This window comes from Halovenus halobia (assembly GCF_051414135.1).
Classification (GTDB): Archaea; Halobacteriota; Halobacteria; order Halobacteriales; family Haloarculaceae; genus Halovenus; species Halovenus halobia.
In genome coordinates this window covers 39041-54524 of the sequence record NZ_JBLKOA010000008.1, presented here as the reverse complement: position 1 = coordinate 54524, position 15484 = coordinate 39041, and the positions used below count along the sequence as shown (strand labels likewise).

Below are 15484 nucleotides of genomic sequence, written 5' to 3'. Positions count from 1 at the left end.
AGCCCTGATACGAGCGATCTCTCAAAGGGACGCAGCTCGGAGTCTCACTCACATACGGTTCGTTCCTCTCCCGCTGGCGGACGACTCCGTTCGAAACCCGAGGCGAATGGGGCACAACAGCGACAGCAACTGGCTCAGCGCAAGAAGTAGAGCACACGTAACCTCGCTATTTTTATTCGAGCCGGCAATTAGGATGTCAATTCTAGTTTTACTTTCACTCTGGTTGACCGGCATTTAATTACCCTCCGATTAGATGTAATCATAGACTTTCACGCACACGGTCCGGTCGTATGATTGACTAAATGACTACCCTTCAAAATTCATTGACAATGCTAACACTCTCACACATCGCTGATACACATCTTGGCCACCGGCAGTACGGGTTAAAACAACGCGAAGACGATATGGTCTCGACCGTGCGTGCTGCGCTCGATGAGATGATTGAGGTGCGGGAGACGGACGTGATTCTGTTACCGGGCGACCTGTTTCACTCGCGTGACCTCCGTCCGAAGATTTTGCATCAGATTGAAAAGGAACTTGAGCAGGTCCCTGATGAGATTCCAGTCTTGGTGTCGCGTGGGAATCACGATGAGAACTTGACGCCGCGCGATGTGACGTGGTTGAATTACCTGCATCAGCGCGGACAGATTGTGTTCTTGGAAGCCGAATTGCAGGCTGATCCAGAGACAGCGTGGTTTAACCCGTATAATCCAAATGAACCTGGTCACTCAGCTGGCTTCTACGATATCGATACTGAGGGACTGGATGGACCAGTCCGCGTGTTTGGTCTGCAGTGGCGCGGCGCGAAGACCGGACAGGCGCTCCAGCAAGTGGCGGATGGCATCCAAGAAACAAATGAGATGCACGGCGAGCCGGCGTGGACCGTGTTGCTGGGGCATTTCGGAATCGAAGACGAGGTGCCGACACTCGGTGGGACCGTCACCCACGGCGAACTACGAAATTTGAAAGACGTTGTGGATTACTTGGCTCTTGGGCATATTCACAAGCGGTACGAGTCCGGTGGGTGGATTTACAATCCCGGGTCGCCCGAAGCGCACAATACACGCGAAGGGCGGCCTGAGTGGGACCACGGCTATTACTCGATCGAGCTTGACGCTGAAGAATCCGAGACTGGTGGCGATGTAGCTGGGTTCGAGGTTGAGCACCATCCGACAAAACGACGCCCATACTATCGGATTGAATTCGATGTGACTGCGTATGAATCGCCAGGCGATCTTGAAGCCGCGTTTCAGGATCACGTTCGGGATGAAGAGGCTGCGATAACAGAGTACTGCAGCCAGGACGAATTCACAGCAAACGGTGAGCCACGAGCGCCGATTATTGACCTACGGTTCACGGGAACATTGCAATTTAGCCGCGGGGATTTCCGGACGGACGAGCTTGCAGCGTGGACGGAGGACACATGTGACGCATTGTACGTGCAGGTGAATACGGGGATTCGGACGGCAAACGTGCAGCAACTGCTCTCGGAGATTGATGAGGACGAGGTGTTCAAAGATGGGAAGTTGAACACGACTGCGTTAGAAAACCGTGTGTTCGAGACAATTGCGAACGAATCAATTTATGCTGATCAGGCGGACGATGTGGCTGAGGTGTTGGGGAACGCTCATCAGATGGCGCAGGCTGAGGAGGCCGTTGAGGACATTCGTGATTCAGTGAGTTCAGCACGGCAGGAATTATTCCCGGAATTGGCGGATGACGTGGTGCTGGATATCGAAGAGGATCCGTTTATTGATGACGAAGCGGCCGAGGAGGCGTCTGATGGCACGACAGACGATGAAGCAGAAGGAGAGACAGAGGAGGTGATGGAGCAATGAGGATCACGGAAGTTGCGTTAGAAGATATCAAGTCGTACGCGGACCGCACCGTCGTCCCGATCGAAGGCGGTGTGACGGCGATTCTTGGGGAGAACGGTGCGGGGAAGTCGACGGTTCAGGAAGCGATCGGGTTCGCATTGTTTGATTCGCTTCCATTCAACAACAATGAATTCGTGCGCGAGGGTGCGAGTTCGGGAACTGTCGAGGTGACGTTCGAGCAGGATACGCAGCACAGGACAGAGCAATATCGAGTTGTTCGGTCAGTCGGTCGGTCGAAGTACGGTGTGCACCGGTACGACCCCGACACTGACGAGTGGATTGACCAGGATATTGATTCCAAGTCCCAGCTGGTAGAGTGGTTGTGTACGCGGTTCGATGTTGAGGATGGAGACGAGTTAAGCAGTCTCTGGAGTTCCAGTATCGGTGTCCCCCAAACACGATTCCTGTCTGACTTTTCACAAACGCCTCAGAACCGCAAGGCAACGTTCGATTCCCTGTTGAATCTGGACGCGTACGAGGAGTCATGGGAGACGCTGAAGAACGTTCCAGACGCAATTGAGGCCCAACAACAGAATCTCCGCCAAGAGATCAATACGCTCACTGGCGAAGTACAGGAACTTCCGGACAAGCGCTCGGAAGCGGAATCCCTGGCTGACGAGGTTGAGACAATCGAATCGCAAATCGGCCAGAAGACCGCTGAACTGTCGGAGAAAGAGTCGGAGTACGAAGACTTGGAGGCCGTTGAAGAAGACATCAATCAGCTTGAGCAGGAGGTTGATTCGCTGGAACAAGAACGCAGCTCAACGGAAGATAACTTGGAAACGGCGAAGGAAGAACTCGCGGCCGCTGAAAAGGCTCAGAAGAAGTGTGATACGAACCGTGAAGAGTACCAGCAGTACGAGGAGGCACGCGATCGGCGAGATGAATTAGAGGAACAGGAGGCTGAACGCGATGCTCTCGTCGATGAACGAGACGAGCAAAAAGACACCGTTCAGGCACTCCAATTCGAGGTCGAGCAACTCGAAGACGAGCTAGAAGAACTGGAGGCGGCACAGGAGACGTTGGAAACGCGCGAGTCGGAGAAAGACCGGTATGAGGAACTCGATGAGCGTATCGCGTCGTTGAAAGACAGTGAGGACGACGTAGAAGCGTTAGAAGAAGAAACTGAGCAGTTGGCCGAGGAAATCGAATCGAATGAGGCCGAAATTGAGTCTGTGGAAGAGACGATTGCGGAGATAGAGGATGAGTGGGAAGCGACTACGGACCCAGAAACGCTGTCCGAGGAGATCAACGACCGGGAGGCTCGGCGGAAGCAATTGCAAAACGAACGTGAGCGGGTTGAAGAGCAACTTGACAGACTGCGTGATACTGCTGTCGATGCGCCGTGTCCAACGTGTGAGCGCCCGTTAGACGAGGATCATCGGTCGGAGACGATCGAACAACGCGAAGCCCGGCTTGAGGAAATCCAGACAGAACGCAAGGAACTCGACGAGGAACTTGATACGTTGCGTGAGCGGCGTGAGGCGGCGAGAGCGGTCAAGAAGCGTGTTGATAAACTTCCTGTGCACCGGGAGAAAGTCGAGTCGCTGGAAGGCGAGACCGAAGATCTACGTGTTGAAAAAGAACAAAAGGAAGAGGAACTCGTGGAGTTGGAAGACGAGTTGGCGAATCTTCCAGACCTCAAAGCTGAGCAAGATGACTTAGAAGAGGCCCATGAAGAGTATCAGACTGCTGAGTTCCGAGTTGAGGAACATGCTGATGTTCCCGACGAATTAGAGAGAAAACAGGCCGAATTGGAGGAGGAACAGTCGGTGCTTGCGGAGATTGACGACGAGTTGGAAGCGTTCGAGGGCTTAGACGAGGAGTTAGCGGAAATCAAAGAAACGCTGAATGAAACAGAGTCGGCGTATCAAACGTATATCAAGCACGAACAGCAGGCATCCCAGGTGGACGAGCGCCAGGAGAGAGTGGAAGGTATAGAGAGTGATCTGGCGGACTTAGAAGCGAATCTCGACGAGACACAGGCCGAACTGGAAGAGACGAGAGCATCGTTCGATGAAGAGAGATTCGAGACGCTGGAGTCAGAGATTGACGACCTCAAAGGTGAGATCAACCGGACGAAAGGGACACTTAGCGAGAAAGAGGAGAGCCTACAGCAGGCGCATGAAAGGGTCGATCAGTTGGAAACGAAGTTGGAGCGACGCCAGGAGAAAGTCCAGCAACTGAAAGAGCTGAAGGCGGATCAGCAGTTCGCCGATTGGGTCCGGGAAAACGTCCGGGAAGCCGGGCCGAAAATGCGGGAGATAATCACCGACCGGATTGGGTCTCGGGCGAACGAGTTGTTCCGGTCGATTCGCGGTGCGTCAGCTGAGACGTTGGAGTGGACGAGCGATTACGAGATTGTGGTGCATGATGCGGATGTTCAAAAGTCGTTTTCGACGCTAAGCGGCGGGGAGAAAATGGCGGCCGCTCTCGCAGTTCGGCTGGCGATTCTCGAACAACTGGCGTCGGTTGGAATCGCGTTCCTCGACGAGCCAACAGCAAACCTCGACCGGCAAAAGAAACGGAACCTTGTCACGCAACTCAAGCAACTGGATAGCTTTGAGCAGCTGACCGTCATTAGTCACGACCAGACGTTCGATTCGATGACGGACTACACAGTCACCATCGAGAAAGACCAGCAAACATCGGAGGTGTCGGTCAACTAATGCCGATTGATAAACGTAGTGTTGCGTCTGAACTGGAAGCGAACGGTGAGGCGATACAGTCGTACCTCGAAGACGACACAGGAATCGTTGAGCGGTATCAAGACGCGTTGCAGCAGTTGCCTACCGACTGGACAAGCGATGAGATTCAAGCCGCACTTCAAGACACGTCGTACCCAGGCGCGTTTCCAACAGACGATTTCGATGATGTGGACAGTCTCATCGTTCCGTACCCAGAAAGCGATGGCTGGGAGAACCACGAAGAGGTCAATGAGTGGGCACGCGAGATCATCAGTGACGTGCCGGTGATGGCTGTTGATGGGTCACAACTCCCCCCGACAACGCAATTTAACGTCCCGCTCGCGTACGTCCAGGCAGCATGGGCAGTCAACCATCATCATGCCGAAGGGCGGCTTGACCGCGGCATTGAGGGGCGGCTGTTGACTCCTGATGAAGTTACGCAAGAAGCAAGCGACGGTGACCACCGGTTCGTTGACTCGCAGCTCGTGGGGCACCACCGATTCGAGCACGAAGGACAACTGCTCATCGATCAACTCTCGGAGTTGGCTGCCGCGCGTGATGCAGGCGACATTGATAGCACACCGGTTGTGTTCTACGACGGACCATTGATTGCATCGTTTGCAAATCCGTTAAAGCCAGAAACTCGGGAGCGATACATCTCGACACTGAGTCGGATTATTGCAGCAAGTCAGCATCACGAAGTCCCGCTGGTCGGCTACGTTGCTGGGTCAAGCGCAACGGAACTCGTGAAGATGACGCGACTGCTCCTGCGTGAGGAATTCGGAACGGATCGTGTGATTCCCGATGCTCACGTGCTGACGGAGTTGATGAGTCCCTGGGGTGATACGACAATCCCATTCATTTCGAAACGCGATGGAAGCGTCGATGCGTTGCAGACAACGTACGAGGGTGAAAAGTACGAATTCCGCGATGACATCTTATTCTCTTACCTGAATGTGCCGCCAGGCGCTGGCCTCGACCGGATTGAGTTCCCGGGCTGGCTGTGCCGTCACGATGGTCCTGATGGGTACGATTCGATGTACGAGTACACCGTCGATATTGTGCGGGCCGAGGCGGGCATTGGGCGCGGCTATCCTGAGATCCTGCAACAGGCTGACAGCGACGCTGTATTAGATCAGCAAGACCGCCGGCAGTTCCAGCGAGTGGTTCAACGGTGGGCTGAATCGAACGATATGCCGCTCGAATGGGACGCGAAAGCACTAAGCAAGGAACTTCGACGACGATGACTAACTACAATACCATGACGACAGCAGGCAGAGGCGCCGCTCAACGACGATCCACCAGTGCAGAGGTGTTCGCATGACAGACACAACTAACGGAGACCAGCCAGATCTCGATTCGTGCGTTCGGATTGGTAGTATTGTGTCCTCGAACAGCCATTTGGATTACGTGGTTGAGGTGTACAAGGAACGAGATTGTGATCGTCCACCAGAACTCCACGAGCGAGAGTTTGGGCAGCCGGTCTTCATCAAGAAGACCGTCGACGGCACCCAGTATGCGGTTATTGGCGTGATTTATGATACACAGTTAGTTGACCCTGATCAAGGGCGAACTGGGCCGCGATTAGCACAAGACGATCAAGCCCAGTTCACGCCGGGCTATATCGAAGAGCGAACGACCCTCGCTGGCGTGGCCCTTCTTGGCACCGCGGAAATTGGTTCTGATGGGGCGCTTCACGAGTCAACGCATCAAATGCCGCGGTGGACGTTAGAAGTCGATGATACCGTCTTTCACTGTCCAGACCAAGTCACAGTGTCCTTCCATACTGTCGACGACCAGATCCAGATGGCGTACATGGACCGACTCTTGGATATTGCAGGCGACCTCGGATCGGAGGTCGTCGTTGCGTTGATTAACCGACTCCGAAGGGTGCTTCCGGATGATGATTCCAACCAGCGAGTCTTGGACGTGGTGGAACAAAACGTACAGTGGCAGGCGCGTGAACAGCGAGGTGCGCTCTAATGTCTAGCCGCTCAGACGTAATCGGGACTGTCGCCGGTCCGGGTGAAGATCCGAATGAATTCGTGTTCGTCGCCCCATCAAATGAATCGATCAAAACAGGCGAGTTCATTACGTACACTGTCTCGGTTGAAGATGAACCACGCTCCGTATTCGCTCGGGTGACAAACCGCGAGTTGATTCGCGGGCTTCCTGACGGATTTCTTGCGGATCCAGAAGTTGGCCCAGAGACCGTCGCGGCGACACTCGGCGTGCCGACCGACGATACCGAGTTATATCGGTTGACGGCAACGGTCATCGGCTACTACGATACCACCATGACCACGTTCGCTAATCCGCGGCAGCTTCCTGATCCCGGAACACCGCTGTCGATTGCTCCAGATAAACAACTCGAAACTGTACTTCCGAACCTTGGGTGCGAAACAGACACTATTGATGTGGCAACACTTGACGGAGTCGCGCACGTCGGCTGGCTATTGAATCGACCACGAGAAGCGACGAATCTCCATCTCCCAATCGAGGAGTTCGCGTCGACACACTTGGCGATTCTCGCATCAACTGGCAGCGGAAAATCCTACACGGCCTCTGTCTTAGTCGAGGAGATGATGAAGCCGAGTTCCCGCGCATCGCTCCTTTTGTTCGATCCGCACGGTGAGTACGGTACACTGGCTGAGATGCAGGGCGAGGCTGCCTTCCAAGGTGAGGATGGGTACGAACCTGAGGTCAAATACTATGACTCAGAGCAACTTCGTGTCCGAATCTCTGAATTGGAACTCGGTGATGTGATGGCGATCTTGGATAATCCAAGCAACCGAATGCAGGAGCGACTCTCGACGGCATGGCGCGCGATGCAGAGACAAGAGAGTCGAACGTGGGGAATAGATGAACTAGTCGCTCAGATGGAGCAGATTTACGGTGAGGATGATGCGAGTGTCGGTGCATTGGAGTGGCGGCTGAACCGGTCGATTCAGCGCAACGACTTATTCCACCCAGAGGAGAACGTCCCGCTTGACGAGATTGTTGACCCTGGCCAGTGTACGGTACTCCAGATGGATACGCTGGATGAGTGGAATCAGCAACTCATCACGACCGTTTTGCTTCGTCGCCTGTATCGGGAACGGCTTGACGATGTTCGTGGCCGGGAATCTGACATTGAGCACCCGATCTTTGCACTATTCGAGGAAGGGCACCGGTTTGCCCCGGCCTCTGGTGATGCTCCCTCGTTAGGAATCATGCAAACGATTACGTCGGAAGGTCGGAAGTTCGGGTTCGGCCTCGGGATTATCAGCCAACGCCCGTCGAAAATTGATCAGGACGTGCTATCACAGTGTGGCACACAAATCTCGATGCAGATTAAGAATCCAGGCGATCAAGACGCGATTAAAAACTCTGTTGAAGCCGCCGGTGAAGATGTCCTCCGAGAACTACCAGGATTAACTCCTGGACAGGCAATTGTCTCAGGAGACGCAATGAACACGCCGGCACTAATTCAAGTTCGACCGCGAATTACACCTCACGGTGCGGGAAGCAGGGCGGTTGTCGAAGAGTGGCAGGAGGCGTACGACAAACAACAGCGGTCACCGTCACGGTCAGAGAGTGCTGATTTCGGTGAGGGCGATTCGACTGGAGTACAAGATCTGAATTAACAGGAAGGTCACTTGTGGATATTTAATTAGCTGGTTCTGTCGAAATACTCTGCAGGAGACATACTTGACTTGCTTTCGGTCGATACAGGGTACACGCGTACCGCAGCGAGTTTAGACCCATACAAAATCCATCAGAAAGCCGCTGAAATATGCAGAGGATGTATTTCTGGCCCGTCTACCAAGGACAAAACAGCGATCAAAATACCCCAATTGCAGCCTGACTGGTAACCAGCAACCAGGCAATCTCAGAGGTTGGTTCCGGTTTGAAACCGCCAAGTCACAGTAAATGTGAATGTGCGCATATTAAAAAGAGGGCAGCGACTGGATTCTCAATCACGATATCATCTCCACTGATGATGAGATCAAACTGGACAGAGATGATGGATACACTACGATAATAGCTGACACACTGATGCTGCGACCCAGATGATGATGAGTAGCCAGAACGTTAGTCGAAGGTCCTTGACAGTCCACTTCCGATGCTTTTGGTCATACTCGGCCCATTGTTGCACCAGAAGCATCTGAGGCTATTGGGATAGCCTCGGCTGAGTCGTCTTTGTTGTCAATATCTCTCCGTCTTATCTGTACGACACTAAACGATGTGAGAATGGGGCTAATCAGCAATCTAGTGGACATCAAAATTGGTCAATTGAGGGTTCGTATTCGGTGGTCAGCTCCAGGTCACACATCGAGCCACCGATATCCAGATCTTCATCAACAGCTACAGAAATAACAGATTTGATAATTTCTCCTCTTTGCTGTTCTAACTGGATTCGTTGGTTCCAGTCAATCATTACATTTGTCATTGTCCAAACCGTCTTGATTCCATCTTCAGGTGTAAATATAATCTTGTTAAAATATTGTTCTTCACTGCCGGTTTTACGCTCAGTCTTTATTATAAGTTGATATTGTTCGGCATCTTGAGTTATTTTTCCGCCATGTGTGTAGGTGGTCTCCCACTCTGGAATTCCATCTGAGAGACTATCTAAATCAACCTGCTGTGCTACTTGCTTCGCTATTTCTTGACAGCGACTGTCTGGGAGTTCACATATATGTGTTGCCTTGCTGGCATCATATCGTTCTATTTGCTCTGATTTGGTGAGGTCATTAATATCAGATTTTTCTGTTTTATCAGATATATCGATATTAAGAATCTCAGCGAGTTCTCTCACATCGTCTCCATGCGACTGTTGAAGGAATAATTTCAGGTCTTCAGCTATCTCTTCTGTAATCTCTACATCGTTACCAGTTATGACCACTTCGCCCACATCATTTGTTGGTGGTGATACGCCTGATTCATTTGTATATATCCAGTTAATTTCAAATAATCCCCAGTGGAGTTCATCTGGAATTCTGGGGCCTTGATATTGATTGCGGATACCTGGTTGATAGTCTAAATGTTGAAATAATTTCTCCGCAGGATCTCTGACTTGGAAAGTCGTATTGTTTCCCTTGTATCCATCCAAAAGATACAGTCCAGTCTTATCGTTTGAGTCTGCGTATTGGTAAAGTCGTGAGATAACCAAGATTCACAAGGCAATTCCTCAAGTCTTTGGGTAGACTGCCCAGATAGAGTAGAACGCTCAGCTATCAGTAGAACACGAGTCAAAAATTACTGAATACGCTGCTAAGTTTGCATGCCACTTGAAGCCGGGAAATTCAACGGCAATAGCACTACTGAGTGTTTTCCGGAAACGAGACTAACGACAGTCCCCACAAAATTAATTGGATACTGCTACCCGAACGATTTGAGCTGGGTGGTGAAGATTTTCTCAAGTCTCGAAAGAAACTGCTGCATTTGCGCCCTTTATTTTGCATACCAAAGGAAATTATTTTTAATCTACATATTTCTTCACCACTCAATAGGTTAGGCTACTGAACGGCTGTTTCTGCAACATTGTGTCTGAATAATCGGGTTTCAACAGATTCAATTAGTCCCTTTGGCGATATCGCCATCCAGAGAAGGGTTCCACCCTTGCAGCCGGCGTTCCCAAGCAAAACATTATGAAGCCTCGATATGTCTCCTCGGACACCGGCCGACACCGATGGGAAAAGAACGCATTCAGGCGAGAGAACAATCGGGCGCGAGTGAGAACGAGGCCGACACAAACATCGAAGAGACACCAAAACAAGTCCCATCGGCCCAACAGCTACGTGATCACCAACCGGACGCGTACACGACCGGCTACGATTCAGCGGGAGAGACGCGCGTTGGTGTGGGCACGGCAGACGGTAAGGTCGAACGACTCGTCCGGCTTAACGAGGGCCGTCATCACAGTGATGGTGATCACAGTGCGCGTGAGGCTGCCCGAGACAAGAAACGAATTACCGAGTCGTTCTGTTCGAGCCTCGATGTGACGGCGTATAAGCAACATCGGGCGGTGTCTGCGATGAGTCAAATGAATCTCGATCGGTTTGGGCAGCAGAAACGAATCGAAAAGGTCGCGCTGTGTACGATAGGAATCGTCGTCGACCGCGAGAGGCGGCGCTGGTTTCTGGCGGGTCAGGATCCGACAGATTTCGACTTCTCCCAGGTGAGTGCGGACGATTTTCCCGATCGGTGTAGCCAAGACACCGACTTTCAGGATCTCTGTTCAGAGAACGGGCTATCGGAAGATGACCACTACAGCATCACCCAACTCGTGAAAGAGGAACTCGATCGAATCGGGTACTTCGACCGGGAAAACGGGCCACTGCGGTAGGGCTGCTCCCTCAATCTGACCCTGCCGTCTCGGGGGGGTGCTGAACTTCCTTTAAGTAGTTCTTGCGACAATATGCGTATTGAGGCGGTTCGGTCAGCAGTTCCCCGAAGGGGATCTGGTGGCCAATGGCTATCGTGGCCGGTCAGCGACCCTTCTCCAAAGCCTTGTGGCTTTGAACGTTCTATCCATCCAAGCTCATTCTGAACTCTACCACAAAGCCTTGTGGCTTTGAACTGTAGAAGAACTTCAGAGAGAGCTATTAAACCTGTTAATGTAGCCCGTGGGCGAACCCCTTTCGAGGTTCGTTTGGAAAAATCACGTTGTGGAGAATCCGTACTTTTCACCACGCGTGCACGATTCGCGCGCTACCCTCTAACAGCGTTTAACGAGTACTCAGCACCGCCTTCCTTCTCGAAGAGTTCCCACTGACTCAGCATTCAGTCCACTTCGTCAGTGGCTCTTCTGACTGACTTCGTGTCCCACGCCCAGTGGCGACACTGTCGATACGTCCGCGATGCCTGGCTGAGTCTCACCGTCGCCGTCCAGAGCATTTCAGCACCTATGTTCGATGCAAACCACTACACGCACGACCAGTCGTACGTTCCACAAATTAACCGACCGCACGCACCCGATCAGTGGCGGACTCGGACGCCTGCCGAACTCTCGCTCGAAGAGGCGTGGAAGCAGGCTGTTCCGATCCACACTCCGGAGTGCGAGGCCGACAGCACCCGTCTGTATGCCCCGTACGATGCGCTCCTCGTTGAGCGCTCGGGGGTTCTCAGGACGGTGCTGAACAACGACGGCCGCGTCGAAACCAACGGTCTGTCAACATGTCCAAGTTGTAACGGTCTGTATGATCCTCTCCGAGCAGACGGGAGTTGCCAGTGGTGTGGAGAACCGCTTCCAAGCCAGCAGACGACAGTTGGTGTAACGTTGGTTCGGGGAGGTGAGCAGTGATGAGCGGACCACCAGTAGTTGATCTCGGCGACCTCGACGGTACGCGTGGTTGGGTGAAGACGAAGGGCTTCGTCAACTGGACCGAAGATGTCGCCTCGCATCAGCCCCGACAGCGTGTGAAACTCGGTGACGATACGACCCGAGACGGTGTCATCTGTACGGTTTGGACGGCAGATATCACTCTTGAGGAGGGTGTTGGGTACTACTTCGGCGGCGTAGACGACACCTACGATGAGCGCGAAGAGATCCAACTCAAACTGTTCGAAGGCTCGTGGGCGAACGAGTTCTGGCGGCGAGGGTAACCGACAACACGGTACTATCATGACTCACGACAACACAGACGCAAACGGTCGACGGTATCGAAGCGGCGGTGGACACATCATTGGAGAGTCGATGCCCGGGACGGTCGGAGATGCCGAACGAACGCTTCACGATGCAGACGGACAGACACCAGCAGTGAACAAAGATATCGAAGTACCGGGCACTGAAACAGAAGAGGGAACAGAGTCAGTAACTACCGAAGACACCGAGGTAGAAGAGTTGTTACAGCGGCTATAAGCTCTGCACGCTCTCAGCGTATTCGACCTCTCAACGACGGACACGGTCCACGATATGTCGCCAGATGCGGCGAATACTATCCGCTAATCCGTAACCCAAGTCAGACGTGCTCACTGTTGAACCGGATGTTCCGGTCTTCTCAGAATCTGCAAGTTCACGATGAAGGCGACCGACTCGTCTTTGCTGTGTGCCCCGATAGTCTTTGAGATACTGTATTAATTCGGCGCGTGTTTGATCGCTCAACTTTGCCGAGACACTGTGGCCCGTGAATGCGGAGTAGACGTTCGCACTCTTGATGGTTGAGGTGTCTCCGTCACCTGTCGAAATCAAACCAACATCGTACATTGCCCAGACGAATTTCGTAGGTACGGTATCCCCGTCGTCGTATCCAGTATCGGTGAAGATTTTTTCAGCCAACTCAGATACCTGCAGTGTGATTGGAGCACCAGCACCGACGTTTGCCTGAATATAGTAGCCTGTTTGTGACGATGTTGGCACGTACTGTCGGAGAGTAGGCATAAATGATGCTCTCCTGCCACACATAAGCGAGTGGTGATATTAGACAAGAGTTACTCGTAGAGGACTCTCAGCTAAGATCTATAGAGGTCGGTCTGGGCTAACCTTATGCTGTGAACACGTAACCAGTTATTTGCCTAAATCAATTTGTGGTGTTAGCAATAATTACAGGGGTGGCGTTGCGTCTACTATTTCTCTGCCTCTTCTTGTCGCTGTCTGTCCTCGTCGGTGTATCCACCAGTTGAGCCTTGTTGACGTGCCCGACTGATACTTTCGGAAGTGGACCGATACGCCTCCTCAGCACCTTCCCCACTGTGGCTCATGTCTAGCGATTTGTCTCGATCCATCCCCATCTTTTCAGCCGTGAGTGCCGCGTCTTGATTCGCGCCGATGAACAGGAACTCCCATCCGTCTTCCTCACGACGCTGTTCGACACGGGTACGGACGACATCCTGTGGCGTTTCAGATGCATTTTCTTTCCCGTCAGTCAATACAACGACAATGACGTTGTCGGGCCGATTCGCTTCTTTTTTTCCTTCGATACCGTCTGCGGTTTCGTCGATCGCACGGGTCAGCGCATCGTAGAGTGCGGTATTCCCCCCAGGTTGGTAATTCTCGTGGGTCAATTTCGACGCGTCAGCTATCTGCCTGTTTTGATAAACGAGATCTGTGGTGCTGTTGAACTCGTATAATGACACGGTTGCCGTTCCTTCTTCTTCCTGTTGTTCCTGAATGAAGACATTAAACCCCCCTTTGGTATCGTCTTCGATCTTCGACATTGAACCCGACGAGTCTAGAACGAAGGTAATCTGTGTGCGCACAATAAATATATGACATATCGGTTCAAGAGTATTCTGGTTGAATATCACATGGCGGCAGAATTGAATGTTAAATTGCTACAGGCCCACTGTATTTTCGATACAGATAATCGACGTATTGGGCTGAAATTAACTGCCCGAACCAGCCTCAAACCACTCAGGTCGTGACAGTCCCTGGAATATAACCTGTTCGACATAATCTGCTCAAGTCAAGCATAAGTCCCGCTCAGTTATCAAATAGCCAAATGATAGGGGATTTTACGTATGAGCGTTGATATTCGTGGATATGGCAAAGTCCACTCTTGGCCAATCACTCATTCCTGCGCTGCATTCATGGCGGAAATTGGTCAGAGACGGTCCGACTGGACCCGGTATCAATTTTTCTGAGACTAACCGAACCAGATTATGTAACGCACGGTTCGATTCGTTTCTCGAACACCCATCAAAAGAAACATTCCGTGAACTGTGGAAAGACGAAACACTAGCTGATTACTGGGCTCCAAACGCACACTCGTTATTAAGTTCCGACCAAGCGGTAGAGCAATTACACACACTACTTTCCGAGATGGACGACGCTGACGAATTTCAGCCAGAGTGGGTTCAATACCTCGGTGGGAATTCCACTGGCTGGGGACTTTATGAACTATTTGCCCGCCTACAGGACGGACACGACCCCATTCCTTCAACAGAAGCCAAGGAAGTGCTCGAAGGATTGGGATACGATGTGGCATATGACCCGGACGTGATTTCTGAACATATTCGTGATTTTAAAGAGACGTACGAGACTCACGCTGGACACGCCTCTGCCGGGACTGAGTATGAACTCCCAATATACGCGGAGATTGATGAGTTCTTTAGACTTATTGACTCGTTAGAACGGGAGATAATCAACGCACAGCTCACAGGGGAATATGCACCACTTTTCCGCCCACTAATCGGCCACAGTATCCACAAGGATACTGCTGATCCGATTCAGTGGAGTGGTGTCGAGGCGCTCATTGAGGATCACGTCGAAGCGCGTGACTCGGGTGCATATGATAACCTCGAAGAAAGTCATTGGGGCGGTACGCATATTGAATCTTGGAAATGGCAATTTCAAGATTATTTCGAGACTGTGGTCTGGTCAGAGTTCGAGTTGACTGCGTTGACTGCTGAGGATGTTCTCGCCCTATTCGAGGCGATTGAGGAGCCAACAGAAGACTTCGATGCAGTGTCGAACGTCCCAGCGCAAATGATGGGCGGTCAATTTCACCGGTTGGCGTGGAACGATATTGTTGATTACTGTCATCAAAATCCCGTCGAGGCTGCGGCAGTATTGAGTGACCTGTTCGACGATGAACTGCCAATTGTCGATCGTCTCAATGAGTTCTACGAGTTTGTACATCACTTAACTGTCCAAGATGAAAACGACCGGTCACCAGGGTCGCTACTCAGAGCAGCAACAGCATTGCTTATGTACGCGTACCCACAGCAATATATTGCATTTCAGTACGAACGAATGGACCGGTTCTTTTCAGAATATTCCAATTCAGACAGACTGGATACTGGATTTAATGCACAACAGTATCGTGAAGTCGCACTGGCCTGTCGGGATTTGCTTGAGATGGTTGAAACGAAGGCTGGGGAGGCATCAATGATCGATGTTCAGACACTCATATACGTTGCTGATGATCGCTGAAGTAGAATATAATGCCTTGTTACACTTCTCCGTAACTGGCCATGGTGTAGCCGGAATATAAAGGT

At 51.9% G+C, this 15484-nt stretch carries 12 protein-coding genes; 10 read left to right on the top strand and 2 right to left on the bottom strand.

Annotation, left to right across the window (positions count from 1 at the left end; genetic code table 11):
- Positions 1 to 329: 329 nt before the first annotated feature.
- The 5 genes from ACMGFM_RS15390 (at position 330) to ACMGFM_RS15370 (ending at position 8190) form a co-directional block, all read left to right on the top strand.
- Complete coding sequence (locus ACMGFM_RS15390; RefSeq protein ID WP_436903547.1) at positions 330 to 1838, top strand: metallophosphoesterase family protein; 1509 nt, start codon at positions 330 to 332, stop codon at positions 1836 to 1838.
- Complete coding sequence (locus tag ACMGFM_RS15385) at positions 1835 to 4546, top strand: AAA family ATPase (RefSeq protein WP_436903546.1); 2712 nt, start codon at positions 1835 to 1837, stop codon at positions 4544 to 4546. Before ACMGFM_RS15390 ends, ACMGFM_RS15385 begins: the two co-directional genes overlap by 4 nt.
- Positions 4546 to 5811, top strand: a complete 1266-nt coding sequence (locus tag ACMGFM_RS15380) for a DNA double-strand break repair nuclease NurA (protein WP_436903545.1) — start codon at positions 4546 to 4548, stop codon at positions 5809 to 5811. Before ACMGFM_RS15385 ends, ACMGFM_RS15380 begins: the two co-directional genes overlap by 1 nt.
- A gap of 73 nt (positions 5812 to 5884) precedes the next feature.
- On the top strand, positions 5885 to 6547 hold the full coding sequence (locus ACMGFM_RS15375) for a DUF8166 family protein (protein WP_495849260.1): 663 nt from the start codon (positions 5885 to 5887) through the stop codon (positions 6545 to 6547).
- Complete coding sequence (locus tag ACMGFM_RS15370) at positions 6547 to 8190, top strand: ATP-binding protein (RefSeq protein WP_436903543.1); 1644 nt, start codon at positions 6547 to 6549, stop codon at positions 8188 to 8190. The genes ACMGFM_RS15375 and ACMGFM_RS15370 overlap by 1 nt, the downstream gene beginning before the upstream one ends.
- A 635-nt stretch (positions 8191 to 8825) precedes the next feature.
- Here the strand turns inward: ACMGFM_RS15370 and ACMGFM_RS15365 are convergent.
- Entirely contained in the window at positions 8826 to 9656 is an 831-nt protein-coding gene (locus tag ACMGFM_RS15365) for a hypothetical protein (protein WP_436903542.1), read from the bottom strand.
- A gap of 579 nt (positions 9657 to 10235) precedes the next feature.
- Here ACMGFM_RS15365 and ACMGFM_RS15360 point away from each other — a divergent pair.
- The 4 genes from ACMGFM_RS15360 to ACMGFM_RS15350 all read left to right on the top strand — a co-directional run bounded on the left by ACMGFM_RS15360 (position 10236) and on the right by ACMGFM_RS15350 (position 12407).
- Positions 10236 to 10892, top strand: coding sequence for a DNA-directed RNA polymerase subunit epsilon (locus ACMGFM_RS15360; RefSeq protein ID WP_436903541.1), 657 nt, complete (start codon positions 10236 to 10238; stop codon positions 10890 to 10892).
- 561 nt (positions 10893 to 11453) lie between these two features.
- A complete protein-coding gene (locus ACMGFM_RS16670; protein WP_495849259.1) occupies positions 11454 to 11849 on the top strand; it encodes a DUF8122 domain-containing protein in 396 nt (131 codons plus the stop codon).
- A complete protein-coding gene (locus ACMGFM_RS15355; protein ID WP_436903540.1) occupies positions 11849 to 12151 on the top strand; it encodes a hypothetical protein in 303 nt (100 codons plus the stop codon). Before ACMGFM_RS16670 ends, ACMGFM_RS15355 begins: the two co-directional genes overlap by 1 nt.
- Positions 12152 to 12170: 19 nt before the next feature.
- A complete protein-coding gene (locus ACMGFM_RS15350) occupies positions 12171 to 12407 on the top strand; it encodes a hypothetical protein (RefSeq protein ID WP_436903539.1) in 237 nt (78 codons plus the stop codon).
- A 704-nt stretch (positions 12408 to 13111) separates the two neighbouring features.
- Here the strand turns inward: ACMGFM_RS15350 and ACMGFM_RS15345 are convergent.
- A complete protein-coding gene (locus tag ACMGFM_RS15345; RefSeq protein ID WP_436903538.1) occupies positions 13112 to 13744 on the bottom strand; it encodes a vWA domain-containing protein in 633 nt (210 codons plus the stop codon).
- Between the two features lie 283 nt (positions 13745 to 14027).
- On the opposite strand from ACMGFM_RS15345, the gene ACMGFM_RS15340 reads away from it, so the two are divergent.
- Complete coding sequence (locus tag ACMGFM_RS15340) at positions 14028 to 15419, top strand: hypothetical protein (RefSeq protein ID WP_436903537.1); 1392 nt, start codon at positions 14028 to 14030, stop codon at positions 15417 to 15419.
- The last annotated feature ends 65 nt before the right edge of the window (positions 15420 to 15484 follow it).